Below are 24,329 nucleotides of genomic sequence, written 5' to 3'. Positions count from 1 at the left end.
CCCGCCCAACTCGGCGCCGATGTTCACCGGCCGTGGCAGCCTTGCCCGGATCGGGCCCGGTTCTGCACACGGTGGGGAGGGCAAATTTGGGGCAGTTACTGCTCAATGCTGCTTACTCCCGCGCCGGGGATGGTTCGTGGGTGGTTCGGGCAGCCAGTCGCGGGTCGGGTCGTACTCCAGCCATCGGCTTCGCCCTGCTTCCTCAGCGCAGGCGGCGGCGAGGCCGTTCAGCCCTGGGTGGCCGTTTCCGGTGCGCCACAGCAGTGACCAGGCGTATAGCGGCGTGGGATCGACCAGGGGGAGGGAGCGCAACCCGGGGACCTGCGGCAGTGGCACATCGGCAGGCATCAGCGAGAAGCGTCGCGGGGCCGCCGTCACCTCGGCGAGGAAGTGGGCGAGCCCCAGGTTGACGCTCGTGGCCGTGTTCTGGATGTCGAATCGGTCGGCGAACCGGTGGAGGAAGTCGAGCCGGTCCAGCGCGCCGGGTGCCCACAGCGTGCTGTCGCGCAATTGGTCGGGCCGCAGAGCCGGTTCGGCTGCGAGCGGATGGTCCGCACTCAGTACGGCGTCCACCGGTTCGAGGCGGACGAAGCGGTGTGCAAGGCCGGCCGGCAGCAGGGGGTGGACGCGGCCGAAGGCCGCGTCGATGTCGCCGTTCAGCAGTGCCGTTGTCACCGACGGCAGATCGCGCCCGTGCCCCAGCGCCAGTTCCCCGGCTCGTCCGGCGACTTGGGCCAGCGTCCGCATCGGCGCGTAGAGGTGTCCCCAGACGTCTACGTGCAGCGGGCGTACCTTGTCGATTGCCGCCGCGACTGCGGTGTCGGCGGCGGCCACGGTCTGCCGGGCTGGTGGGAGGAAGCGCTGTCCGGCTTCGGTGAGGCGTACGCCGTTGCCGCCGCGCTGGAACAGCTCGGTGCCGAGCAGAGATTCCAGCCGCGCGATCCTCTTGGACAGGGCCTGCTGGGAGATGCCGAGCGTCCCGGCCGCCCGCCCGAAGTGCAGTTCCTCGGCGGTGCGCACGAAGGCACGCACCTGCGCCACGTCGAGATCCATGGCTCCCACCATAGGTGACAACCAAAAGTTGTCGGCTTTGCTGAGCTGTTGTTGGATCGCGGGGCGGCCACAGGGGTTGCATCATCTCCATGCAAAGACTGATTCCCACGGGAGACGCGGCGCGCCCGGTCGCCTTCGCCGAGGTCCCCCAGCCCGTGCCGGAGCCCGGTGAGGCACTGATCAAAGTCGAGGCGTTCGCCCCGAACCGGGGCGAGACATTCCTTCTCGAACAGCCCCGGCCGGAGCTGCTGCCCGGCAAGGACATCGCAGGGCTCGTTGTACAGGCCGCAGCCGATGGCTCCGGCCCCGGCATCGGCGCCCGCGTGGTCGGGCACCCGGCGCAGGGCGGCTGGGCCGAGTACGCCGCCGTGCCCACGCACTCGCTCGCGGTGCTCCCGGACAGCATCGACAGCGCGAGAGCCGCTGCTCTGCCCCTGGCTGGGATCACTGCTCTGCGGCTGCTGCGTACGGCCGGTTCCCTGGCCGGCCGACGGGTACTGCTGACCGGCGCCTCAGGTGGCGTCGGCCACTACGTCACCGAGCTTGCGGTTGGGGCAGGAGCCGAGCTGACCGCGGTGACGTCCACGCCGGTGCGCGGCGAGCGGCTCGCGGAACTGGGTGCGAATGTGGTTCACGCGGTCGCGGCGGCTCAAGGGCCGTTCGATGTTGTGCTGGAGTCCACGGGTGGGCCCGACCTGGCACTCGCCCTGTCGAAGGTGCGCCCGGGTGGCCTGCTCGTCTGGTTCGGTCAGGCGAGCCGCACCCCGGTGTCCCTCGACTTTTTCCAACTCCTTGGCGGACCCGAGCGGGTCACGATCCAGCACTTTCACTACGCCGGCGCCCCGTACGGCTTCGATCTCTCAGCACTGGTGAGCCTCGTAGAACAGGGCCGGTTGCACCCGGAGATCAGCCGCACCACCGACTGGGTACAGACCGCCAACACCCTGGTCGACCTGCGGGAGCGCCGGATACGCGGCAAGGCCGTCCTGCTGACCGGAGGAGGACGATGAGCACCACCGAATTCGCCGCCGCGCAGTGGACACGCGCCACCGGTGCGGGCGTGGACCCGCACGAGTACCAGCGCGTCACCGATGGCCTCACCTCCGTCGCCGACTGGGGGCCGGCCTTCCTGCGCACCGGACAGAGTTACCTCCAGCGCGCGGAGGACGCGGGATCGCCCCGCTCAGCGGGTGAGTACCTGCTGATGGCGGCCCGGTGGTTCCACCTGGCCACCCTGGCGCCGTACGCGGAAGCGCATGGTGCTGCCGTCGAGGCCGATCACGCCTTGAGTAGAGCTCTCACCGTGTTGGAGCCTGGTGCGCGGCGGGTGAGTGGTGAGGGATTCACCGGCTGGCTGCGTGGCCCCTCCAACGCGCCGGGGACCGTGGTCGTCGTCCCCGGCCTGGACTCGGCCAAGGAGGAGTTCCTCGATCTGGTGTCCGCGCTGCTGACCAGAGGGCTGGCGGTGTTCGCGATGGACGGCCCCGGACAGGGCGTGCTCGCGGCCACCACGACCTTCGTGCCGGACTACGAGCGGATCGTGGGCCGGGTCATCGACGCCCTCGGCGTCACACGCATCGGGCTTGTCGGCCTGAGCCTGGGCGGCTATTTCGCTGCCCGGACCGCGGCGCTTGAGCCGCGCGTGGCAGCCGTCGCCACCGTCAGCGGTCCCTTCCGCCTCGACTGGGAGGAACTACCCCCGCCGGTACGGGACATCATCGCCCTACGCGCCGGAGGAATCGACGCCGCCCACGAGTTCGTACGTCACGTGGACCTCACCGCCCTAGCCCCCCGCATCGCTACCCCGCTGCTTGTCGTGGACGGCGACCAGGACGTCATCGCCGGCGTGACGAACGGCGAGCCCCTGGCCCGACTGGCGCCCCACGGCACCCACCTGTCCGTCCCCCACGGAGACCACCTCCTCGGCAACGCGCGGCCCGACTGGCTGCCCCACCTCAGCGACCACCTCACGCACACCCTGACGGGAACATCAGCATGAACCGCTTCACTGACAAGACCATCCTCATCACCGGCGGCACCAGCGGCATGGGTCTGGCGACCGCACACCGCCTCGTCGCCGAAGGCGCCCACGTCATCGTCACCGGCCGCACCCGCGCACGGGTGGACCCCGCAGTCAAGGAGCTCGGCTCCAACGCCTCGGGGATCGTGGCCGACGCCGCCGACCTCGGCGCGGTGGAAGCGCTGATGGAGACCGTCCGGGACCGTCACGGCCAGTTGGACGGCCTCTTCGCGAACGCGGGCACCGGCACATTCCTGCCGTTCGAGAACATCACCGAGCCGGACTTCGACCACGGTATCGACGTGAACTTCAAGGGCGTGTTCTTCACCGTCCAAAAGGCGCTGCCGCTACTGGCGGACGGAGGCTCGATCGTCATCAACGCCTCCTGGACCCTCCACCGGGGCAACAGCGTCCTGACCCTCTACTCGGCGACCAAAGCCGCCGTGCACAACCTGGCCCGAACCCTCGCTGCCTCACTCGCCCCGCGCGGCATCCGCGTCAACTCCGTCAGCCCCGGCTATATCGACACCCCGATGTACCCCGCCGACGCACTGACCGAAGCGGAGGCAGCGGCGGTCACCGGCCAGGTTGTCGCCGGCCGCTTCGGACGCCCGGAAGAGGTCGCTGCGGCTGTCGCGTTCCTCGCCTCGTCCGACGCGTCCTACATCAACGGCCAGGATCTCGTTATCGACGGCGGCCTGGTCGGCGCCGTACCCGCCTGACGGTCGGCAGCGCAGCCCCCCGCAGCCAGCCAGCTTTTGTGCGCCAGGCGTTCACACGCCACGCTGATCCCTTCAATGCCGGCCATGATGGCGCTTCCTGTGAGCGGCCTCGGTATTCAGGGGTGACCCCAGACCTGCTCACTGATCTCTCAACCACAAACCCTGACCCGTGGTCGGGCGGTCGAGCGGCGAAACGCTGCCCTGTTCAGCATTCCGCCGCCTGAGTTTCCTCGATTCCCCTGGTGCGAGGCGATCGAGTGAAACAGGCACTACACCCGTTATCCGGCCAATCAGCAAGGCGTTCCCGGTGTTGACCTCCCGCCTGAACCGCGCTCCACCCTGCGCGGCTCGGGCCGAGGGAGACCTTCACGGACAGGAGAAACTCGGAATGGAAAAGCACGGATTGAGACGGCGGATCTCCGCGTTCACGACGGTACTGGGGCTCGGCATCGCGCTCCCGTTTGCCGCCGGGGTCACGCCCGCCCAAGCTCAATCGTCTTTGAGCGTCGCCAAGAGCCACGAAGGGAACTTCGCACGGGGAGGGCAAGGCGTCTACACCATCACGCTGACGGAGAGCGGTGGTGGTGAGAGCGGCGCTGTGAACCTCACGGACAGCCTTCCCACCGGCCTAACGGCCACGAGCCTCGGAGGCTCTCTCGCGTCCTTTTGCGAGATCGCTAACGGCGGTACGACGGTCCTCTGCGACGTCTCCTTCATCTCTGGCTCCAACACAATCACCATCACTGTCAACATCGCCGACAACGCACCGTGCACCGTCACCAACACCGTCACTGGAACCGAGGCCACCGCTGAAGGCCCCTTCCCCTTCTCGGCCAGCGACCCGACAACGATCACCGGCGGAGACTGCAACGGAGGAAACGGAGGCGGAGGGGGCTCGATCCTGCCGATCAACCTCAACGGTGTCATCCCGATGTTCAACAACATCGCCATCAACCACAACATCGACAGCCCCGGTGCGAGCAACAACAGCCGCCAGAACTTCGGGCTGAACGCGCCCTGAGCCGTCGGCTTCCATGCCCCAGCGTGACGCAAGCTGAGCTATCGCTGGGGCAACTGCAAACGTGCACCGATCCGCTGCCATCTCCTATCGCCCCGTTCCGCGCGATGGTGGCATCGGCCTGTGAAGGCTGGACGGCGGCAAGTCCCCGTTCCGCAGGGGCGGCCTGCTCACGCCTTCGTGTCAAGGCACGCCTTGAGTTCGCCCCCACGACTCGTCCGCGGCCTGCTCGGCCAGTGCGACGCGGGCGCTCGGCGCGCTGCCATAGCTGCCGATCCATGACCGGAACTTCCCCTCCCCGGTCTCGCGGGTGGACCACTCGCCCTGTGCGGAACTAAAACGGCCCACCGGCCATGCCTCGGCAATCACCGACCGGCGATCATCGAGGCATGCCGGCCTGCGAGGCACCGTCCCAACCTGGCTCCGCACCCGCCCACTATCCGCCGCCCGCGTTCCACCGGTGTTCCTCACTGCGTCTCCCTGGCGTTCCTGGGACGTCTCCCGCGTGTCGACCGGCCAGCCGACGCCGGAACCGCGATGCCCGGTCGCGCAGCACGCCGCTTACTCGGCACCGGTGGCGTGCCGCCTCCTTCGGCGAGGAGACGGCACGGGTCTATCAGGAATGAGGGTCTGGTCCGTAGTCGGTGGTGACACCGGCGGGTAGCCGCCCACGATCTTGATTTTGCTGCCCGCCGGTGAACTACCCGGCAGGCAGCAGACGTTCCGGTGGAGCGCATCGCCGAAGCCGCTGACAACGGTGGTCCCCGCATGGTGTGGACGGCCCGTGACGAGGACTCCACGGGCGACTTCTGGAAGCGTGGTCTCCTTCAGTCCCTCGCCGCCCGAACCACGTCGAACTCCGTCGACGGCGTCGGCCGGACTGGGGTCGTATTCGCGGGCGCCGAGGTGGGTGAGGTCGGTCGGGTCGGTAGTGCCACCGACGTAGCCGCGGGTGCCGGGAATGGCGTCGGCCTGTTCGGCGCGGAGCTCGCCGCAGGGGAGTTGCTTGCGGCGGCTGACGGCGAGGGTGGCCATGGTCACGGCTGCCATGGATGTGCACGAGAAAAGCGGGGGCCGACCGGAGTGTCTCCGGCCGGCCCCCGCTAGTGGGGTGGTGCGGTGGGGTCAGGGGCGGCGGCTGGTGTAGTAGCTGCCGACCTGCTCGTGGTACCCAGCGTCACCGACGTGCTTGTCCCTGTCGAACTCGGGGGAGCCCTTGATCTGATCCTTGGTGAGGTCGACGAAGACCTTCCGCTCGGCCTGGTCGACTGTGCGTACGGTGCCGGCGGGCAGCAGAACGTGCTTACCGAAGATCCAGACACCGGTGTCGACGACGAGGTACGCGGAGTTGACGTCGTCCGAGTGCTTGTCGACCTTGCCGATGCTGCCGTCGGTGGCCTCGACCTTGTAGCCGATCAGGTCAGTCCCCGCAGTGTGGCCGGCGGTCGGCTGGTAGCCCCAGATGCTGTCGCTCATAAATCGACTCCCTCATCAGAATTTACTGCTCCACAGATGAAACGGTGGAGTCGGATTGGCGTACCCAGAAATGCGGTGACGCGCTCTCTTTAGACCGCATGCCCTGAGTATCGGACTCCACACATTTACACGTCGGGAAATTATGTGTGGCCGGAGGCGCCGTCCTGGAGGTCAGGTTCCTGACAGCGCATCCGGCCACGCATCCCGTATGCCCTTGACTGTGCGCACCATTACTTCTCATTACTTGCGTCCCACACGAGACTCGATGCGGTCGGCGGCCGACAGCCGACATGCGGGTGGGCCGCGACGAAGGTTCGTCGCGGCCCACCCGCAAGGAATTGTGCTGTTCAGGCTGGTTTACCAGCGGTACCAGCGGCCTCGTGGCTTGCCAGCGCTTGCAGCCGGACGGATCACGAAGCCGAGCAGCCACACCACCAGCACGATGACAGCGATCCACCATAGGGCCTTCAACGCGAAACCGGCACCGAAGAGGATCAAAGCGAGCAGAAGAACAAGAATAATGGGAACCATGATTATCAACCTCCGGGCACTCATGTGCCCCGCCGGAATCCCACCATGCCTCAAAAACTGGTCTGTTTACTCAGGCCTCACGCGGGAAGTGGTATTCGCCCCAAAGCGAGGTCGTACATGGTGCGGAAATCGCCTAGGCTTATAGATACCGGCGGATGAGCAGGACAGCTATGTCACGGGCGCGCTGCGTGAGCGAGCCCATTAGCCTTGTCCGGGAGGGTGCAGCGGATCCCCCGGCGGCGCAGGTAGGCGCGGTTCCCGCGGGAGGCGTACACCTTGTCAGCCCGCACGCGATTGGGACGGACACGCGGCCGACCCACCCCGACACGGGGCACGCGGACCACTTCCAGCATTGGCTCGAACTGCGGCGAGTCCCCACGCTGCCCGGCCGTCACCACGGTCGACATGGGCTTTTGGCCCTGCTCTACGGCCAGGTGCAGCTTAGACGGTGTCCTACGTGGTGAGGCTGGGTAGTAGTGCTCCTCAACATGGTTCAGGGGACGTGGAGTTGGATTGTTCCGGACGGGTTGTGGGAGATCGCCAGGCCGTTGATTCCGGCGGATCGGGTGCGGCCGCAGGGTGGCGGAAAGCAGAACACGCCTGATGAGACGCTGTTCGCCTCGATCATCTACGTACTGGTCAGTGGCTGTGACTGGCGGGCGTTGTCGCCCTGTTCTGGGGTGTCGAAGTCGACGGTGCACCGGCGGTTCATGATCTGGTCGAGAGCCGGTGTGTGGGGTCGGCTGCACGAGGCGGTTGTGCACCGGCCGGACGATGCCGGCCTCGTCGATGTCTCCCATGTCGTGCTGGACTCCGCGCACGTGCGGGCGAAAGAAGGGGGCGAACACACAGGTCCGAGCCCCGTGGACCCGGGCAAGCCCGGTTCCAAGATGCACATCTTGTCGGACGCGAACGGACTGCCCCTCATTATCGGTCTCTCCGCCGCCAACGTCCACGACAGCCTCGCGCTGGAGCCCATGGTCGCAGGTCACCAGATGAGACATGACCCCTATCGCGGACGCTACTTCAAGCCACAACGCCTTCACGCCTACAAGGCCTACGACACCCCTCACCTGCGGCGATGGCTCTGGGGCAAGCACATCGGGGTCCGCATCGCCCGCAAGGGTGTCGAGACCTGTGATGGCCGGCAGAGGTCACGGCCCTCCAGTGATGACGCTGAAAACGTCGATAGCGCGCCTGAAGGTGCGTCCGAAAGCGATGAGCAAACCGGTCATCAGCACGATCGGGTAGACGAACGGTTCGGCGCTCTCTGGGACGGCGCCAGTGAGCGCCAATCCAGTTACGCCGCCAGCTCCAAGCACGAAGGCGGTGAGGTACCGCAGCACGTCCCAATTTCGAGTGGGTGCCACGGCGGTGAGTTGTTCTTCGTCCAAGAGCTGACTGAGGCGGGTCTCGCAGTAGCGGTCAGAGATGGTCAGCAGAGCTTCGGCGATGTCGCGGAGCGCTTCACCTGGGGCGTGATCCAGTTTGGATTCAAGTGCCGCCAACGCCGCAGATACGTGCCGTTCGTGGATTTTCAGCGGCTTCCTGCGGTGAGACCAGCGGGCAACGGTTCCGCGGCTGTGGTGTGCGTCCAGTACACCGCGTCGGACGGTCTTCAGTCGCTTGGCGAGCTTCTTGAGCTGCGCCGGCTTCTGCTCGCCACCGCGTCGGGCCTGCGCGCAGGCGTGGATCGCCTCGGCGCACTGCGTGACGAGGGCATATCGGCGCGCGATGAACAGCCTTGCCACCCGGCTGGTTGTACGTCGGGGATTGATCGAGAACAGGTCTTCGCCGAATGTGTCCAGTGCGATGTAGAGGGCCATGCCGACCACCAGAGCCAGCTGGAGGATCGACAGGGCCTGCTGCCATGGGTCTGACGAGGTGAGGTCCATAGACAACACGCTGTCGTCGCTCTCCTCCGGCAGCCAGCTCTGATGAATCCACAACTGGCTGAAGGTGGCCACCGCAAGCCCTCCTGCCCCACAAAGCCCCCAAATGAGCGTGTCCCGCTTCCAGCGCTGAAGGCGGAGGCGTCGCCGCAGAGCCACTCTGACCCGAAGAGACACCTGGCGTTCGACACCGAGCGCGGCGCAGTCTCGCTTGAGCTGGTCAATCGACTGATCGAAAGGGCGGCGGGCGCTGTTTGGCGAGTCGTCAGAGCGGTCACTCGTCGCGTGACACGGCGTGGCCCCCAGCGGTTCCGGTCGGGTCGTCATGGCGGGTCATCCTGCCAGGAATGAGGCGGGCGGGGGACCCGGCCGCAGCGAGGCCGCTGTCTCGTCGACGAGGCTCCAGGTTGATGGGTTTCTTAGTCCGGAAAGCCAGTTGTGTTCGGTCTCCTGGCATCGCGGCCGGCCCCGTCCGCACAGCCCAGCTCCGGCCCAAGCTGGCCTCGTGCGGCTAGGTTCTGACTCTCCGATCACGCTGGGTATCCGGATACCAGCCACTGGCCGGCCTGCAGCCTGGAGCTGATGTCGACCACCGCGGCACGTGCTTCACGGCCCAACTTCTCCACGAGCCCCTCCGCGCTCTTCGTGACCCTGGCACCGGACAACCTCACCTTGGCGACGCCTGGTTCGAGTCGGCGACCTCCGAGGACGACGCCTGGTTCGGGGCGGCGACCTTCAAGAGTCCGGTTGACGTTGGGCCGTTTGTGTGTGCCGGAAGGGTGTCGTTGAATGGTGCGGTGTTCGACGGCCCGATGACCATGTCGTGTGTGGCACGCCGGGTGGAGTGCCGGCGAACCCGTTGGATGTCGACAGCCGAACTGCGGCTGCGCTACACAACGGTGGACTTCTCCCATGCCGTCTTCGAGTACCCCCTCACGAGTGCGGGCGAAGCCGCCCCCTTCCTGCTCACCGACGGCCAGGAGCTGGAGAAGCAGGCTGTTGCTGTTGGGACCGATGCCACGGTGCGGATGGCCTCGATGCGTGGGGTGGACGCGGCCCATCTGGTCCTCGCCGACGTCGATCTGTCGGGATGCCTGTTCGCGGGGACCGTGCACCTGGACCAGATACGGCTGGAGGGCGCATGCACCTTCGGCACGGTCCCGCCCGCAATGCATTGGCGGGGCGGGCGTCCGATCCGGTTCACCCAACGCCGCACCCTCGCCGAAGAACACCACTGGCGCGCGAGCCAACCAGGGGCCATCCCAGGCTGGAACGTGGCCGTGTTCGGTGCCGGGGGCGTCGGGCCGTTGCAACTGGCGCCGGTGTACCGCGCGCTTCGCAAAGCGTTCGAGGATGGCAAGCACGAGCCTGGGGCCGCCGACTTCTATTACGGGGAGATGGAGATGCGCCGCCACGCCGACGACATACCTCAAAGCGAGCGGGGTCTTCTGACTGCTTACTGGGCACTGTCTGGCTACGGCATGCGCGCTTCCCGGGCGCTGGCGTGGCTCGGCACCGCCATGCTCGTCACCATCGTTCTGCTGATGGGCCTCGGTCTCCCGAAGGACGCCCCGGAGCAGGCAGCGACCGGCACCGTCCCGGCCGGCGGCGGCAAAGTCACTTTCAAGATCAAGAAGGACGATCCGACGATCCGCAGAACCCCACCGGGGACAGGTTCACCAGCGACCGCTTCGACAAGGCCCTGAACGTCACGCTGAACTCAGTGGTGTTCCGCTCCGCCGACCAAGTCCTGACCACTTCCGGCACCTACATCGAAATGGCGTCCCGTGTGACCTAGCCCGCCCTTCTGGGCCTTACGACCCTGCCCGTCCGCAACCGTGTCAAACGCTGACTCAACGGGAGCAGAAGAACCCCTACCCGGGCTCGGGCACCGGCGAGGCGCGCAGCGAGCGCCGCCCGCGCAGCCTGAGCCAACGCGTATCCGTGGCTCGGCCGCCACAGGCAGGCCAGGTGGAGTACCCCGTCACCATGGCCCTCGCCGAGGCCGTGCCAACGCTGCCCCGCGGCAAGGGCTGGTGGTACGAGATCAAGTTCGACGGACACCGCACGGTCCTGCGGCGCGATGCCGAGACCGTCCGGCTACAGGCCCGGTCCGGGCGGACGGTCACCTCCGCGTGGATGGATCTGGCCGTGGCCGGCATGAACTCGCTACGCCCCGGACGGTCCTCGACGGGGAGGCGGTGATCTACAACGACGGGAGGGTCGACTTCGCGGCCGCGCCGTCCCGCGCGGCCTCCGGCCCGGTCCGTGCTCGCGAGCTCGCCGCGGTGCTCCCCGCCTCTTACGCAACGGGAGTGCGCGCGGGTTCCTCTGGCGCCCCCACGGGCACGATCACGGATGTCAGCAGGTGAGAGACCCCTGTTCGACGCATCCCTCGACAGCGTGAGGTTTTCGCAGTTACTCGCAGATTCCAGGAGTGACGCTCGTAATCTGCGACTCCGTGGGGAATTTCGACACCCGCACCCCGAACTCTGGACCGCCGCCGGACGGGCTGGCGGAGGTCTTCTCACTGCACACCCACCGATCGGGCCGCTCCGGACAGCAGGACGAGCGGTCGTACTTCTTCGACACGCTTGCGGAGTACCAGTGGGCACGTGACGCGGTAGGCCTGATGCCGTCCACGATCGACCAGCTGGCGAAACCGGTACTTGAGGTCTGCGAGCACTACGACCTGGTTCCATGGCAGCTCACGCCGACTCTGCTGGACCGATACTTCGCGGGGCCCGGCATGCGCCGGGACCCGCATCAGCACGCGATGAACGTCCGGCAGCAGTACGCCAGCGCCGATTTCGCAACACGCCCCAGGCCCTGTCTGATGGGTCGGTGACGAGCCGAGGAGCCCGTCCCTTACCTGACGGAGTATCAGCACACAGTGGCTCGTCTGCGGTCGTTCGGCGAGGATTGCTTCGCCGAGCCGGCTGGCCAAAGTGGGTGAATATCGGCCAGGTCCGGCAGGAATGGGAGTAGTTGGCGGACCGGCGGAGAAGCCTCCTTGCACCAAGGTCATCTGCGTCTGGCAGAGGTCAACGAGGCGAGGAGCTGGCTGTGGCGGATGGCGAAAAGACACCAACGGAGGAAGTAGCAGTGGGCTCGCCGGTGAGGGCCGAGCTTGTGGGCCGGGCGATGAGGGCGCAGACGGAGCTCCAGGTGTCCAAGGAGGCCGTAGTCGCACTTCGGAGCGCCTTGACCTGCCTACTGCGGGAGATCGTTGACGGAGCCAAGGCGGCTGCCGAGTTCGATCTGCGGCAGAAGGTCGTGCCCAAGCACGTCCAACGGGCCATTTCGATGGATCCCGAACTGGGGTCACTGGGTGCCCAATGGCTGCTGGGCATTGCCCCCTCCGAAGTCCGCAAGTCGGGGCCCGAGGAGCAGCCAGTAGCTGGGGAGGCCGAGGGCACCCGTAAGCGGGGCGTCACGTCGCACCAGTTCCTCTCTAGCATCAAGCGGGTTGCTGGTGAGAAGGGTTGCGTTCTGGCTGCGGATGGCGCGGACACGCTGGCGGCCGTCGCCGCCGAGATCACGGGGGACCTGACCCGCCGGGCTGACGAAGTCGCTCGGGCGAACTCAAGGGAAATGCTCAGGGCTGAGGATGTCCGCGCGGTTGTGGAGCTGCATCTGAAGGGCGAGCTGAAGGTCTACACGCTCAGTGCGATCGATACCACCATGGCGGAGGCCGCTCAGTAAGTGTCGTAGAGCGCCTGCGTGCGCTGTGAACGAAGGAGGATGCCTTCGGCCTGCTCCGGGGGCGTCTCCTTTGCGTTGGGCCACGGGGCGATGCCGTGGGGGAAGTCCTTCACGATCGGCTTCAGCCTGGCCCCCTCCGCGTCACTGAGATCTCCCAGTCGCAGATGCCTCCGAAGGCGTTCTCCTCTCGGTTCGTCACCGACCCATCAGACAGCGGGCTTCCGTGTGGGATCTCCTCGCCCATCCTGAACTGGGCGACGTCCGCAGCCGCCCGTACACCGAGCGGCGCGCCCTGCTTCTTGATCTGCTTCACGATGTACCGCCTCCGATCCAAACCGTCCGGCTACCGACGATCCCGATGTCGCGCTGCTTTGGTACGACACGCTCCGGAACCAGGGGATCGAGGGGGTCTTGTAGCCAGAGTTCGTAGCTGACCAACTGACCGATGCGCAGCACGATCTGGTCCAGGCCGGGCCGGAGGTCAGATCCTCACGTGCCACGAATCAAGATCATCTCACCTCGTAGAGCTCCGTCAGGAACGATGCTGTTGAGCAGTGGACAGGGCCGCCAACCGATGAGTCAGGAGACCGGTCATGGCGTGCACACCGTGGCCGATCGCGCGCTCGTCGGCCGCGAAATCAGGAGAGTGTGGCGCACCGTCGATCCCCGAATCTGCGTCTGCAACGCCGAGGCAGAGCTGGGCGCCCGGAGCCTCGTTGAGGAACAGGGCGAAGTCCTCACAGTTGTAGGGCCACGCTGCGCGGGCCCACAGGACGGACTCCGGCCCCAGCGCCGTGCTCAGGTAGTCGCCGGCCGCCGTGCTGAGTTCCTCGGAGTTCACCATTGCGGGGAACGGGACGCCCTGGAACTCGGCGCGTCCGCCGGCGGCCGCCGCAAGCTGCTCGACCTGCGCGCGCACCTCCGGCACTCGTTCCTGCGGCCAGACGCGCAGCAGGATGCCGACGACCGGCTGCCCGTCGGACCCTGGTTCGATCCACGTGGCGACGGACACGGATTCCTGGTGGGACACGGCCACTTCGGGGTCCAGCAGGGCATGGAAGCCCGCGTGGTATTCGGTGACGTTCTGCGGGAAGGTGACCGTGCCGAGTGCCTCGACCTCGGCTGCGACGGCGGCCGCCGCGTCCCCGCCACCCTGAAGCACGATCCGGATCTGGTCGAGCCCGGGCAGCCCATAGCCCGGGGACACCGCAATGGTGCCAGTGGGGAACGGGCTGCAGTGCAGTGCGTAGAACTCGCGCGGCGCGAGCCGCTGCACCAGTCCCGTGTCCAGCATCGCGCGTGCGCCCTGCAAGGGCTCCTCGGCCGGCTGGAACACGAACACCAGCCGCCCACGTACCTGCTCGGAGCGCCGGGCCAGCTTCCTCGCCACGCCGACACCGATCGCGGTATGCAGGTCGTGCCCGCACAGATGCGCGACACCAGGGACACGCGAGGCGAAGCCCTCGTCGTACACCCGGCCCGAGCGCGGGAACGGCAGAACATTCCTCGTCGCGTCCACGGCGTCCATGTCCGCCCGGTACGCCACCGTCGGCCCGTCTGCCGAACCGTCGAGCACGGCGACGACCCCGTGCCCGCCGACACCAGTCGTCACCTCCAGCCCCGCCGCACGCAACTGCTCCGCGACCAGCCCGGCTGTCTCCCGCTCCTCGCCCGCGAGTTCAGGTCGGCGATGGATCTCCCGGCGAAGCTCGATCAGTTCCTCATCCAATGCCATGAAGAGAAGATCGCGAGGCTGAGGACCGGCGCGCAACCGAATTGTTGGACCGCAGTCGCGGAGGACAACAGCGACCGCCGAAGTCGCTGTCAGCGTGGCCGCTGGACCAGCGGGGTGACGGAGTGGGCTTCGTGCAGTGCCGTTCGCAGACGGTCGTTGTCCACGCTGAGCCGTTGGACGGCGGCGATGGCGAGTTCGAGCTGTTTGGTGAGATCGCGTTTGTCGCGGCGCAGGCGGGCGTTGTCGGCCTGCAGCGTGCTGTAGGCGTCGGAGGCCTTCTGGGCGGATGGTGTGGCCGTGGCTGCGGCCAGCTCGGCACAGATGTCGGGGTAGTTGCGGCGGAAGGTGGTGTCGGCGAGCCCGAGGCGGGTGGCGAGGGCCAGCACGCTCGGGCCGCGGCCGGTCTCCGCGGTCAGGGCGTCGGCGGCGGCGCGGACGGTGGTGCGACTCGCCGCTACGCAGGGCCATCGGCACAGACGCGAATGCACTCTGCCTCTTTGCCTTCAAATTCGAACATGAGAGTCGAGGAACAGAAAGCCTCGGCTCTTGGGCTCAATGACGCGCTCACTCACGGTGTGGTGCCCCCCAGTTTCGTCGCGGATATGGGACGGGGTGGCCGCCGCGGCCACCCCGTCCCGCAAGTCCGCGGCGATGCGCACGAGCACGGTGATCTTGGCGGACACAACGATGCCCAGCCGAACTTGGAGGGTCCCCCACTACCTCGAGCCGGGCTCGCTCGCGACGCCAGTCCCATCCACGAGGCGGGCGAAGAAGTCCGGCCTGTGCCGCAACCGGTTCCCCTCCAGCCCCTGCCAGGACAGTGTCAGGGAGCCATGTCGGCGAGCTGCGCACTGACAACTGCCTTGAGACAAGACAGGCGAGCGATCCGGCTGGGATCAATGGGCTTGGACGTCACGGCGTCGATGTCTCAATGGTCTTGTCAGCTCAGGCGAGCGCCGACCAGGCAAGTGACAGAACCACAGAGACCCCGCGCGGTGGATTCTCATCGATCTTGTCAGTTTTTCGAGCCAACACCGCCTCATCGGAACATGGCCTGGCCGCAGAACGGGCGCTCCAACGCGGCGCCATGCGGCATGAGCGGAGTCCACGCTGGCCTTCCAGGTCCTCGGCGCCGTCGCGATCATCGGTGCGAGCACGGCACTGCTCACGGTCAACCCGCCCCGTGAGGCCCAGCGCGTCCTCGCCGGCCGGAGCGACGCTTGACCTTGCCCCAGAGGGCAAGGTTTAACGTTGAAGACGAGGTGAGCGGCATGAAGATCGGTGAGCTTGCACGTCAGGCACACGCGACGACCAAAGCAGTGCGCTACTACGAATCGCTGGGGTTGATCACACCCGAACGTCTCGCCAACGGCTACCGCAACTACGACGAGGACGACGTACGCCTCGTACGGGAGATCAGGATCCTCCATCAGCTGGGGATCCCCGTCGAACGCACCCGCCCGTTCCTCGAATGCCTGGCCGCCGGAAGCCTGCACGCCGACGACTGCCCTGCGTCGCTGGCCACCTACCGCGACTCCATCGACGAGCTCACCGAGCGCATCGAAGCACTGACCGCTCGCCGCGCAACCCTGATCAACAACCTGAACACAGCCGCTCACCGCGGCAGCAGAGTCGTACCGACAGCAGACACAGGAAGCGGAGGCGAGGACTACGTGACGCTCCCCCTAGACCTCCCCAGGCCCGCGGACGACGGCGCCGCCGACCACCTGCCCGGCCTGAAGGCCCCCGGGATCACCCTGCGCAACACCGCGGGCAAGGCCATCGAGCTGGACGCACTCGGGCCGCGCCGCACGGTGATCTACATCTATCCCCTCACCGGCCGACCCGGCACCGACCTACCGGAAGGCTGGAACTCCATCCCCGGAGCCCGCGGCTGCACCCCCGAATCGTGCGGCTTCCGGGACCACTTCCAAGACCTCCTCGGAGCCGGCGCCGGCCGCGTGTACGGGCTCTCCAGCCAGGACACCGAGTACCAGCACGAAGTCGTGGAACGGCTCGGCCTCCCCTTCGACATGCTCTCCGACCCCAACCTCAACCTGGCCCACACCCTCGGCCTGCCCACCTTCGAGGTCGACGGGACAAGGCTGTTCAAGCGGCTGACACTCGTCATCCGCGACGGCGAGATCGAGCACACCTTCTATCCGATCTTCCCACCCAACGAACACGCCCAGCAGGTCCTGACCTGGCTGCGCACCAACCCCCTGTAAGGCAATCGCAAGGACCCGGACACGCGCCGGACCCTCCAGCCGCCATGCCACAGCAATCAGATTGATCCACATCTATCCGAGAGATCGATCATGTACGTTCCCGAACACTTCGTGCCCAGCGAGGACGCCGTCTGTGACCTGCTGACCTACCACCATGCTTCCGACCTCATCACCGTCACCGCGCAGGAACTCCTGTCCAGGCTGCTGCCCTTCGAGTGCGACCCGGACACCGGCGAGCACGGCGCCCTGATCGGCCACATGGCACGCGGCAACGACCAGTGGGAGGAGCCCGCGCAGGGCGATCTTCGCGCAGTACGCCTACCTGCCACACGTGGCTGGCGAAGACAGGCATCACGGTCACCGTGCCACCCGACACCTCGGTCCTCGAAGCCGTCGAAGCCGTCGAAGAGGCCGGCGCAAAGGTCCCCACCTCCTGCCGCGGAGGCATCTGCGAGACGGACGTTCTGGACGGCATCGTCGACCACCGCGACTCCGTCCTCACCAGCGAGGAACAGGCCGCGCACGACACGATGATGGTCTGCGTCTACCGCGCCGCCTGCCCACGCCTCGTCCTCGGCCTCTGACACCACACCCGGCCACCCCGCCCGGCGGCCGCCTGCCCCCTGGAGACCCACATGTTCCGCGGCCTCAGCGCCTTCCCCCTCACTCCGACCACCGAGCACGGCGTCGACGAGCAGGCGTTCAGCACCCTCGTCTCCCGTCTCGCCGCAGCAGGCGTCGACTCGATCGGCGCTCTCGGATCCACCGGCAGCTACGCCTACCTCACCCGCGAACAGCGCGCCCGCGTAGCCGCACTCGCGGTCGAAGCCGCCGATGGCGTACCGGTCATGATCGGCATCGGCGCCCTGCGCACCACACAGGTCCTCGCGCTCGCCGAGGACGCGCAGAAGGTCGGCGCCTCAGCCGTGCTCCTCGCCCCGATGACCTACCAGACCCTCACCGACGAAGAAGTGTTCGGCCTGTACGAAGACGTCACCCGCGAGCTCTCGGTCCCCCTGTGCGTGTACGACAACCCCGGCACCACCCACGTCACGTTCACCGACGAACTCCACGGCCGCATCGCCCAGTTGCCGAACGTCGCCGCCATCAAGATCCCCCCGGTGCCCGACGACCCCACGCAGGCCAAGGCCCGCATCGACGCCCTGCGCACCCACATCCCCGACACCGTCACCATCGGCGCCAGCGGCGACTGGGCCGCCGCGAACGGACTGAACGCGGGATGCGAAGCGTGGTACTCGGTCGTCGGCGGCCTGTTCCCCACCGCTGCCCTGGCCATCACCCGTGCTGCGCAGGTCGGAGACACCACCGAGGCCACCGCCCTGTCCGAGCGGCTGGAGCCACTGTGGCAGCTCTTCCGCCGGTACGGCAGCCTGCGCGTGATGTCCGCCGCCGCCGAACAGCTCGGCCTGGCCGAGGACTCCAACCTCCCGCGCCCCCTCCAGGGCCTGCCGCTGCCGGCACGCCAGGAACTCGCTGCAGCCCTCGCGGCTACGGGCCTCACGGCCTGAACCAGGACGCGTACTCCATGACCGACACCCACCGGGGAATCCGTCCCAGCGTCCTCTGCTTCGGCGCACCCGTCGTTCTGCTCACCACGCAGAACGAGGACGGCACGTCCAACCTCGCGCCGATCTCATCCTTCTCGCTCGGGCCCTGGCCAGGGCGGCGGCATGGCTCTGGTCGGCCTCGGCACGGGTCCGGGGCTCCAGGTTCTTGGCTGCTGAGCGACTGCTCGCTGACTCGGAACTGAGGGGCGAGCAGAGGAACGAAGTTGTTGCGCGCTGGTGCAAGCCATCGCATCAGGTCCAGACCCCGCCGTCCCTTCGGATGCGGGACCGTCACGGCAACCTAGATCGCCGCTACCGCCGCCTCTGGTGGCATTGGGCCATTCCTGGAACTTCCCTAGTTCAGACGGGTAACAGAGGGGTCGTTGTGTCGGGCCCTGCCTCTACGAAGAGGCGGGGGGATGCGCTGGGTGCCCACGCCGGTGACGGACGGCCACCACTGACCGTCGTCATCGCAGAAGCGGACCTCGACCGTGGCCTTGCGCGGCAGCTCCCGCAATTGGTCGCCGTTGTCGTCCAGAAGCCACACGGCGACGGTCATCCTCTCGCCGGGGTGTAGCGGGGGCCGGGACAGGCTGGAGAGCTGGCGGCCGACGTTCGGGTTCGGCTTCCACGAGCGCCAGGGACCTGCGTCCGTCGGCGTAACGTCCAGCAGCTCCACGTCGGTCACGACCCGGAGGGCGTGGTTGGTGACCTGAACGGTGAGCGATCCTCCGTCCGAGCTGACGACGAGCCGCACTTTCTCAGCTTCACGCTGTGCGGCGCTCATGGCCTCGGCTGCCTCGATGTGCTCCTTGGAGGCTTGCTGGGCCATCTGCTGCCGGGGCAAAACCTGCATCGTCCCACCGCCATCCCGTAAATCCTGTGGGGCTCGTAACGTCATCGCTGCAGGTGGGAGCCTACGTGCCAGGCCCTCCGCGGTGGCTGGGATGCTGCGCGTGTGATCACCTCGATGCTGTACCGGGCCACCCGGGCGCTGCTGTCCATACCCGCGATCCTGCTGCACCGGGACACGGCCAAGGACGCCGAACTGCTGGTGCTGCAGCACGAAAACTCGGTGTCGCGACGACAACTCAACGGTCCGGTCCGCTACGAGCCCGCGGACCGGTTCTGGCTGGCCGCGCTGTCGTCGCTGATACCGCGCCGCTGCTGGAGCAGCATCTTCGCGGTCACGCCCGGGACGCTACTGGCCTGGCACCGCAGGCTGATCGCCAAGGAGTGGGACTACTCCGACCGACGCCGACGCACCGCGCGTCCACCCACGGCGGCCGCGCTCAAGAAGCTGGTGCTGCGCCTGGCGCAGGAGAATCCGCGGTGGGGCCACCGGCGGATCCAGGACGAACTGGCCCGACTGGGCCACCCGATCACGCCGTCCACGGTCTGGGAGATCCTGCACAAGGCCGGCATCGACCCCGCCCCGCCCCGCACCGGCCCGAGCCGGCGCGAGTTCCTCACCGCGCAGGCCGAGGAGATCATCGCGGCGGACTTCTTCCACGTCGACACGATCACCGGCAGCCAGCTGTACGCGCTGGCGTTCCTCGAACACGGCACCCCCAGACTCCACATCACCGGCGTCACCGCCCACCCCACCGCACAGTGGGCGACCCAGCAGGCGCGCAATCTCGCCGATGACCTGGGCAGCCGCATCGAGTCGCTGCGCTTCGTGCTCCGCGACCGCGACACCAAGTACACCGGCCCCTTCGACGCCGTCTCCGAAGCCGAAGGCATGGACGTGCTGCTCAGCGCACCCCAGGCACCACGCATGACCCACTGCGAGCGCGTGATCGGCACGATCCGCCGCGAGGCACTCGACCACGTTCTGCTCCTGAACGAGGCCCACGCCCAGCAGGTCCTCGCCGAGTACCAGGACCACTACAACAGACATCGGCCGCACCAATCCCGCGATCAACGACCGCCCGAGGCCCAGAAACAGCCAGCAGTCCTGGACGGTTTCGAGCCCCGCAAGCTCTTGCGCACCCGGATCCTCAGCGGAGCAATCAACGAGTACCGACATGCCGCTTGAACTGCAGCGATGACTTCTCGAGCCCCACAGGGCTACCGGGGCAGGTCTGCCCGGATCTTCTTACCCTTGGGGCCGCAGGTGACGTGGATGGCTCGCGCCAGGGTCTGAACCATCGCCCAGCCGAACCCGCCGGTTCCGCCAGTGAGGTCGGGAGTCCGCTCCCGTGGCGGTTTCGGGTCAGCGTCGGTCACTTCAATGGTGATGATGTCCGGGCTCGCCCGCAGCTGGAGTGTGCATGATGTGCTGCGGGCGTGCCGCACGGCGTTGGTGATGAGTTCGGAGACGACGAGTGTGACGCTTTCGGATGCCTGAGTGTCGATAGCCGGGCTGAGGTTGCCTACGAATGCTCGGGCGAGGTCTCGCGCATCCGCGACGGCCTCAGGACATGTGTTGAAGACAGCTCGGTCCGAGGGCCCGGCATGGATTCGCATCTGCCGCTCCATAAGTCCCTCCTCATTCGGATTGGCCTGTCTGCGGTGAGCACTTGCCCCGAAGCGGCAGCTTTAACATCACCTCGGAGTGAACCGCGAAAATGCCTCATCCAGGTTTGCTCGAACCCAGATACTTGTTCAACCTGCAGATTCGCCGTATACCAGCGCATCAACTGTGCGTGGACCAGGGGTCATTGTACTTCCGCAGGCGCCTTGCACGCGGCGCCGATCAGGCTCGTGACGGGCGTTACGGGCCTTGAATGGGTCAATGGGAGGATGAGGCCGCGAGGCGGGGGTAGACGGTCGTGCACGGGTCTGCCGGGACCACGGCAGCAAGCCGGCGGACTGGGGCTGAACACGATGGCGGCGATGACGACACCCACCGGGGAACTCGCAGACTCCGGCATCACTGAGCTGCCGGAGATCGCCGACCCGCAGGCGGTCGCGCCGAGTGACGCCCGCGACATGTCGCAGCTTTTTCTTCAGCCGGCTCGCCCCGCTGGAAGAGGGCACGCCCGGCTACCAGTACGCGCGCAACACTCTGGTCGAGATGAACATGACGCTGGTCCGCTACGCGGCCGGGCGGTTCCGCCACCGCAGCGACGAAATGGAAGACATTGTTCAGGTGGGCATGATCGGCCTGATCAAGGCCATCGACCGCTTCGACCTGTCCCGCGAGACGCAGTTCGCCACCTTCGCGGTGCCCTATATCGTCGGCCAGATCAAGCGGTTCTTCCGCGGCACCTCCTGGGCAGTCCACGTTCCACGCCAGCTACAGGAGGCCCGTGTCGAACTCGTCAAGGCCACCGAAGAGCTCAGTAGCCGGCTCGGGCGCGCCCCGAAGGTCAGCGAGCTGGCCGCCTTGATGAACCTCACCGAGGACGAGGTCATCGAAGCCCGCATGGCCTCCAACGGCTACAACTCCACCTCCCTCGACACCGCCGTCCACGGTGACGGCGAAGCGGCCCTGGCCAACTTCATCGGCGAGGAAGACCCCGCTATGGAGCTCGTGGAGAACTTCCACGCCCTCGCCCGCTCATCGCCGAACTCGGCGAACGCGACCGGCGCATTCTCCACCTTCGATTCGTCGAGGAACTCACTCAGTCCGAGATCGGCGAGCGTCTCGACGTCTCCCATTGCACGTATCTCGCCTCCTGTCCCGCACCCTGGCCCGCCTCAGGAAGGGAATGCTCGCGACCCACTGACCCGGAGTTCGCGGCCCGGGGCTCGCGGGGTGCAAGCCCGTCCCCGCGAGCCGGCGCGCAAGGTCGAGGCGGCGAGTCAACGCCGTTCTTGAAAGCCTGTGGGACGGGGCCGCCTCTCGATCGGTGCGATCCGGCTATGAACACGGAATCGCTCAGTCGTCTCGCGATGTGCCGGACGGAGGTCCACGGCCACGGGCCCGGCAAAGGTGTACCCCTGCTCAGCTGCGCGCCGCCGCACCTGGTTCACCAGGTGCGGCTCGACTGGCAGTGCATGTGTCGTGAGCTTGCGATGGGTATCGGGAAGCAGATCGATGACGAAGACATTCGGCACGACCACGCGCTGACGGGCCACAATCAGGGCATTGTCGTCGCACTCACGCCGGAGCACCGCAACGACATCCCCCGGCCGCCGCTTCGGACGAAAGAGTATGCCCCACAAGGTCGCGGTCCATCGCTCCATGGCAAGCTCGGCGGTCTTGAAGGGTTCCATCGTGTTCGCCTGCCTGCCTCCCCCACACACACTCTCACCCATGCGAGTGGCCCTGCGGTCCTGCGCGTTTCGCGCCGACGTGGAGTCCTCTCGCAACATGGTCCACGAACCTGGTCAGCCAGCGACGGTTACGCACCAGCCGCGCCCCGTGCACAGGGGCACGCGTGGCCTGCTGGAATTTACGATGCCGCAGATCCAGCAGGCCGGCACACAAGCAGCACGACACCGTCAAGCGGAGCACTGAGCACCCAAATGAGGGGCGCGCTCGACTCGTTCCTTGGTACGGGGTGGCCAACGGAATTATCGCCCGGTCCGGCTGCTTGCCTTGGTGTCTCCCTACCTTCCGTCAAGGAGCCGACCTAGCCGCGACCTAGCCGTCCTCCGCGGCCGGCTTGGTAACGCGATGCCACCAGTGGGCGCGCCGGGGGTGCACGGCGCGGCCCAGTCGCCGGCCGAGCAGCAGGTACGCCAGCAAGGCGACCGTTGTGGTGAGCAGGACGTCATCGATATCGAAGGCTCGGCCGGTGATGAGAGCACCCTGGGCCAATTCGCCCAGCATCATCACGAGCGCGGCGATCGCCACCACACGAACAAGCCCGCGGGCGCGGGGCGCGAGCACGGGCAGCAGCATGCCGAAGGGCAGGCCGAGAACGATGTTGCCGCCGAGCTGCTTCACCGTGTCACGGAATGCGGGCTGCATGAGATAGCTACGATGGAATCCCCCGTGCGCAGGTTCGTGTGCGTCAAGGGTACAGAGGCGGCGGAGGGTTCCAGCGTCAGGCGGGCCAGCAGTACCGCGAAGACCACTGTCCCCGCGAACGCCGTAAGCATCGCCAGCGCACGCCCCTTCCTGGATAGGGGCGCCTTGCCGGGAACGCGTCTTTCTGATTCCTTCGCGGGCTTGTCGTGCAGAACGGTCCGTGCCATAAGGGGCCCCAGTCAGGGATTAGGTCCGCGTTCAGGTTCCATCGCACTCGTGGCGGGGCGCCTATGGCGCCGCCGGTGGCTTACACGGGGTCCGTGCGGCCGAACAGTCCGGCGTGTCCCGGCGGAAGCTGGGTGAGGATGCGGCGTAGCAGCGCGTCGTCGGCCACGTCCGCGACGGTGGCCAACACTGCGGTGACGGCGCGGCGAGCCTGCCCCACCTCGAGGTCGTCGCGTGCGGCGACCGCCTTGACGAAACCCGACGGCGTCAGAGGTTCGCTGGCAGGTGGGACGTCTGTGATCAGCGGGCCGCATGACAAGGGCAGTAGGCGGGCGAGGTCTGTGCGGTCGTCGCCCACCAGATGTGCCCCCAGCACCTCCAAGACGCTCTGCACCACGCCGGCCGCCTGCTGCCGTGCTGCGTAGCCCCCGCGGTCCTGAACCTGGTCAAGCAGCACTTCAACGGTCGCGTCCATAACCGCTCCTCCTCTTAAGTCCCTCCACTGCGTGAACTCCCAGGCTGGGCTGCCACGCAGGGTGACCGTCCAGATACCCAGCAAAGGGGGCCATAATCCTGCCCTGCCTCAGCTGTGGGCCACATGGCCGCGCCCCGAGCGACAGGTACCGCCGAGAAGGGAGGGGGTGCGACCTGCGATGAAATGCGATCCGCCCGGCATGCGAGCTGTGCTGCCGCGGTGAACCCCTGCGCCTGAGCCACGGTGGCCGAAGGTGCAGGGAATGTCTCCACGGGTAACAGGCCGTCACATTGAGTTAGCTACCCTGCCGCAGATCCTCAAGCGAAGCGGAGTACGTGATGACGAGTCCGGGAGAGACGATGCACGCAGCCTGTCCCTGAAACGACATACCGACGGCCGCACTCTCGCCCCCGGGGCCGGTCGCGCCGTCGGCCCTGCCCCGTCCCGGGGCCAGCATCGGCGTTGCGTCGGCTGACGGCCCTTGTTTGTCCCAAGCGCTGCTCGCTCGGCTGGACGCTCTGGAGGAAGGCACCGCCGAATACGCCTATGTGCGTAACACGCTGGTCGAACTCAATATGACCCGAGAACCTCGTCGCGCTCAAGCCGTTGATCGAGGGGGTTGCCGGAACGCGACCGGACGATCCTGGCGCTTCGGTTTATCCACGATCTGACCCAGGCGGAGATCGGGGCCGAACGCGGCCTCTCTCAGATGCACGTCTCCCGCCTTCTGGCCCGGGCGCTGACCCGACTGCGCAGCAGACTGCCAGCTCCGAGGTAGTGACAGCGCGTCAGGCCGTTGGCTGCGGGATGGAGG

24 protein-coding genes and 7 pseudogenes are annotated in these 24,329 nt (G+C 67.2%); 17 read left to right on the top strand and 14 right to left on the bottom strand.

The genetic code is table 11. The features are described 5' to 3' along the window. Positions 1-102: 102 nt before the first annotated feature. Entirely contained in the window at positions 103-1,053 is a 951-nt protein-coding gene (locus ACIPWY_RS31720; RefSeq protein ID WP_393705131.1) for a LysR family transcriptional regulator, read from the bottom strand. Positions 1,054-1,142: 89 nt separating this feature from the next. Here ACIPWY_RS31720 and ACIPWY_RS31715 point away from each other — a divergent pair, with 89 nt between their 5' ends. From ACIPWY_RS31715 to ACIPWY_RS31700, 4 genes are all read left to right on the top strand, one after another. Next, positions 1,143-2,063 carry a zinc-binding dehydrogenase gene (locus tag ACIPWY_RS31715; protein WP_393705133.1) on the top strand — a complete coding sequence of 307 codons (921 nt, stop codon included), beginning with the start codon at positions 1,143-1,145 and terminating at the stop codon, positions 2,061-2,063. Next, positions 2,060-3,052 carry an alpha/beta fold hydrolase gene (locus ACIPWY_RS31710; RefSeq protein ID WP_362910690.1) on the top strand — a complete coding sequence of 331 codons (993 nt, stop codon included), beginning with the start codon at positions 2,060-2,062 and terminating at the stop codon, positions 3,050-3,052. The genes ACIPWY_RS31715 and ACIPWY_RS31710 overlap by 4 nt, the downstream gene beginning before the upstream one ends. Then, positions 3,049-3,795 (top strand): SDR family oxidoreductase, encoded by a 747-nt coding sequence (locus ACIPWY_RS31705; RefSeq protein ID WP_362910688.1) that lies wholly within the window; start codon positions 3,049-3,051, stop codon positions 3,793-3,795. The genes ACIPWY_RS31710 and ACIPWY_RS31705 overlap by 4 nt, the downstream gene beginning before the upstream one ends. 388 nt (positions 3,796-4,183) lie before the next feature. Next, entirely contained in the window at positions 4,184-4,816 is a 633-nt protein-coding gene (locus tag ACIPWY_RS31700) for a hypothetical protein (protein ID WP_362910686.1), read from the top strand. 558 nt (positions 4,817-5,374) lie between these two features. On the opposite strand, the gene ACIPWY_RS31695 is transcribed toward ACIPWY_RS31700, so the two are convergent. The 4 genes from ACIPWY_RS31695 to ACIPWY_RS31680 form a co-directional block, all read right to left on the bottom strand. Further along, positions 5,375-5,863 carry a hypothetical protein gene (locus tag ACIPWY_RS31695; RefSeq protein WP_401536083.1) on the bottom strand — a complete coding sequence of 163 codons (489 nt, stop codon included), beginning with the start codon at positions 5,861-5,863 and terminating at the stop codon, positions 5,375-5,377. A gap of 75 nt (positions 5,864-5,938) precedes the next feature. Beyond that, the gene (locus tag ACIPWY_RS31690) at positions 5,939-6,289 is read right to left on the bottom strand and encodes a PRC-barrel domain-containing protein (protein WP_362910683.1); all 351 of its coding nucleotides are present in this window, start codon (positions 6,287-6,289) and stop codon (positions 5,939-5,941) included. A gap of 357 nt (positions 6,290-6,646) precedes the next feature. Then, positions 6,647-6,820, bottom strand: a complete 174-nt coding sequence (locus ACIPWY_RS31685) for a hydrophobic protein (RefSeq protein ID WP_393705143.1) — start codon at positions 6,818-6,820, stop codon at positions 6,647-6,649. A 173-nt stretch (positions 6,821-6,993) separates the two neighbouring features. Continuing rightward, on the bottom strand, positions 6,994-7,317 hold the full coding sequence (locus tag ACIPWY_RS31680; RefSeq protein WP_401536142.1) for a transposase: 324 nt from the start codon (positions 7,315-7,317) through the stop codon (positions 6,994-6,996). Between ACIPWY_RS31680 and ACIPWY_RS31675 the strand changes: the two are divergent. Further along, positions 7,309-7,974: pseudogene (locus ACIPWY_RS31675) on the top strand (IS5 family transposase); the annotation flags it as partial. The gene ACIPWY_RS31680 and the pseudogene ACIPWY_RS31675 overlap by 9 nt on opposite strands. On the opposite strand, the gene ACIPWY_RS31670 reads toward ACIPWY_RS31675, so the two are convergent. After that, on the bottom strand, positions 7,975-8,787 hold the full coding sequence (locus ACIPWY_RS31670; protein ID WP_393705287.1) for a hypothetical protein: 813 nt from the start codon (positions 8,785-8,787) through the stop codon (positions 7,975-7,977). Between the two features lie 788 nt (positions 8,788-9,575). Here ACIPWY_RS31670 and ACIPWY_RS31665 point away from each other — a divergent pair. From ACIPWY_RS31665 to ACIPWY_RS31650, 4 genes are all read left to right on the top strand, one after another. Beyond that, positions 9,576-10,418, top strand: a complete 843-nt coding sequence (locus ACIPWY_RS31665; protein ID WP_401536080.1) for a hypothetical protein — start codon at positions 9,576-9,578, stop codon at positions 10,416-10,418. A 265-nt stretch (positions 10,419-10,683) separates the two neighbouring features. After that, the gene (locus tag ACIPWY_RS31660; RefSeq protein WP_393705147.1) at positions 10,684-10,917 is read left to right on the top strand and encodes a hypothetical protein; all 234 of its coding nucleotides are present in this window, start codon (positions 10,684-10,686) and stop codon (positions 10,915-10,917) included. Between the two features lie 232 nt (positions 10,918-11,149). Beyond that, on the top strand, positions 11,150-11,560 hold the full coding sequence (locus tag ACIPWY_RS31655; protein ID WP_393705149.1) for a hypothetical protein: 411 nt from the start codon (positions 11,150-11,152) through the stop codon (positions 11,558-11,560). A 320-nt stretch (positions 11,561-11,880) separates the two neighbouring features. Then, entirely contained in the window at positions 11,881-12,417 is a 537-nt protein-coding gene (locus tag ACIPWY_RS31650) for a hypothetical protein (protein WP_362910675.1), read from the top strand. A 121-nt stretch (positions 12,418-12,538) separates the two neighbouring features. On the opposite strand, the gene ACIPWY_RS31645 is transcribed toward ACIPWY_RS31650, so the two are convergent. The 3 genes from ACIPWY_RS31645 to ACIPWY_RS31635 form a co-directional block, all read right to left on the bottom strand. Next, positions 12,539-12,730: a hypothetical protein gene (locus tag ACIPWY_RS31645; RefSeq protein WP_393705151.1), complete on the bottom strand. Its 192-nt coding sequence runs from the start codon at positions 12,728-12,730 to the stop codon at positions 12,539-12,541. Between the two features lie 219 nt (positions 12,731-12,949). Then, entirely contained in the window at positions 12,950-14,152 is a 1,203-nt protein-coding gene (locus ACIPWY_RS31640; RefSeq protein WP_393705153.1) for a M20 family metallopeptidase, read from the bottom strand. An 89-nt stretch (positions 14,153-14,241) separates the two neighbouring features. Then, the gene (locus ACIPWY_RS31635; protein WP_393705155.1) at positions 14,242-14,640 is read right to left on the bottom strand and encodes a hypothetical protein; all 399 of its coding nucleotides are present in this window, start codon (positions 14,638-14,640) and stop codon (positions 14,242-14,244) included. A 783-nt stretch (positions 14,641-15,423) separates the two neighbouring features. Between ACIPWY_RS31635 and ACIPWY_RS31630 the strand changes: the two genes are divergently transcribed. From ACIPWY_RS31630 to ACIPWY_RS31610, 5 genes and pseudogenes are all read left to right on the top strand, one after another. Continuing rightward, positions 15,424-16,380, top strand: a complete 957-nt coding sequence (locus ACIPWY_RS31630) for a MerR family transcriptional regulator (RefSeq protein ID WP_401536074.1) — start codon at positions 15,424-15,426, stop codon at positions 16,378-16,380. A gap of 90 nt (positions 16,381-16,470) precedes the next feature. Then, positions 16,471-16,671, top strand: a pseudogene (locus ACIPWY_RS31625) (FMN-binding negative transcriptional regulator); the annotation flags it as partial. A 47-nt stretch (positions 16,672-16,718) separates the two neighbouring features. Beyond that, positions 16,719-16,964, top strand: a pseudogene (locus ACIPWY_RS31620) (2Fe-2S iron-sulfur cluster-binding protein); the annotation flags it as partial. A gap of 51 nt (positions 16,965-17,015) precedes the next feature. Continuing rightward, positions 17,016-17,909 carry a dihydrodipicolinate synthase family protein gene (locus tag ACIPWY_RS31615; protein ID WP_401536071.1) on the top strand — a complete coding sequence of 298 codons (894 nt, stop codon included), beginning with the start codon at positions 17,016-17,018 and terminating at the stop codon, positions 17,907-17,909. Between the two features lie 17 nt (positions 17,910-17,926). Next, positions 17,927-18,040 (top strand): annotated as a pseudogene (locus ACIPWY_RS31610) (flavin reductase family protein); the annotation flags it as partial. 263 nt (positions 18,041-18,303) lie between these two features. On the opposite strand, the gene ACIPWY_RS31605 reads toward ACIPWY_RS31610, so the two are convergent. Further along, complete coding sequence (locus tag ACIPWY_RS31605; protein ID WP_401536069.1) at positions 18,304-18,804, bottom strand: hypothetical protein; 501 nt, start codon at positions 18,802-18,804, stop codon at positions 18,304-18,306. A 102-nt stretch (positions 18,805-18,906) separates the two neighbouring features. On the opposite strand from ACIPWY_RS31605, the gene ACIPWY_RS31600 reads away from it, so the two are divergent. Beyond that, complete coding sequence (locus ACIPWY_RS31600) at positions 18,907-19,989, top strand: integrase core domain-containing protein (RefSeq protein WP_401536067.1); 1,083 nt, start codon at positions 18,907-18,909, stop codon at positions 19,987-19,989. Between the two features lie 32 nt (positions 19,990-20,021). Here ACIPWY_RS31600 and ACIPWY_RS31595 read toward each other — a convergent pair whose 3' ends face one another. Beyond that, on the bottom strand, positions 20,022-20,432 hold the full coding sequence (locus tag ACIPWY_RS31595; RefSeq protein ID WP_401536065.1) for an ATP-binding protein: 411 nt from the start codon (positions 20,430-20,432) through the stop codon (positions 20,022-20,024). A 357-nt stretch (positions 20,433-20,789) separates the two neighbouring features. On the opposite strand from ACIPWY_RS31595, the pseudogene ACIPWY_RS31590 reads away from it, so the two are divergent. Continuing rightward, positions 20,790-21,625: pseudogene (locus tag ACIPWY_RS31590) on the top strand (RNA polymerase sigma factor SigF). A 76-nt stretch (positions 21,626-21,701) separates the two neighbouring features. Here the strand turns inward: ACIPWY_RS31590 and ACIPWY_RS31585 are convergent. From ACIPWY_RS31585 to ACIPWY_RS31575, 3 genes and pseudogenes are all read right to left on the bottom strand, one after another. Continuing rightward, a complete protein-coding gene (locus ACIPWY_RS31585) occupies positions 21,702-22,115 on the bottom strand; it encodes an FhaA domain-containing protein (protein WP_401536063.1) in 414 nt (137 codons plus the stop codon). A gap of 370 nt (positions 22,116-22,485) precedes the next feature. After that, positions 22,486-23,042 (bottom strand): annotated as a pseudogene (locus ACIPWY_RS31580) (VanZ family protein). A gap of 80 nt (positions 23,043-23,122) precedes the next feature. Then, a complete protein-coding gene (locus ACIPWY_RS31575) occupies positions 23,123-23,515 on the bottom strand; it encodes a DUF2267 domain-containing protein (RefSeq protein WP_362910659.1) in 393 nt (130 codons plus the stop codon). A gap of 582 nt (positions 23,516-24,097) precedes the next feature. On the opposite strand from ACIPWY_RS31575, the pseudogene ACIPWY_RS31570 reads away from it, so the two are divergent. Further along, positions 24,098-24,293, top strand: a pseudogene (locus tag ACIPWY_RS31570) (sigma-70 family RNA polymerase sigma factor); the annotation flags it as partial. Between the last annotated feature and the right edge of the window lie 36 nt (positions 24,294-24,329).

The sequence above is a fragment of the Streptomyces sp. NPDC090032 genome (assembly GCF_044748025.1).
Taxonomy (GTDB): domain Bacteria; phylum Actinomycetota; class Actinomycetes; order Streptomycetales; family Streptomycetaceae; genus Streptomyces.
The sequence above is the reverse complement of the archived record's forward strand: the minus strand, read 5'-3'. Positions and strand labels throughout refer to the sequence as shown.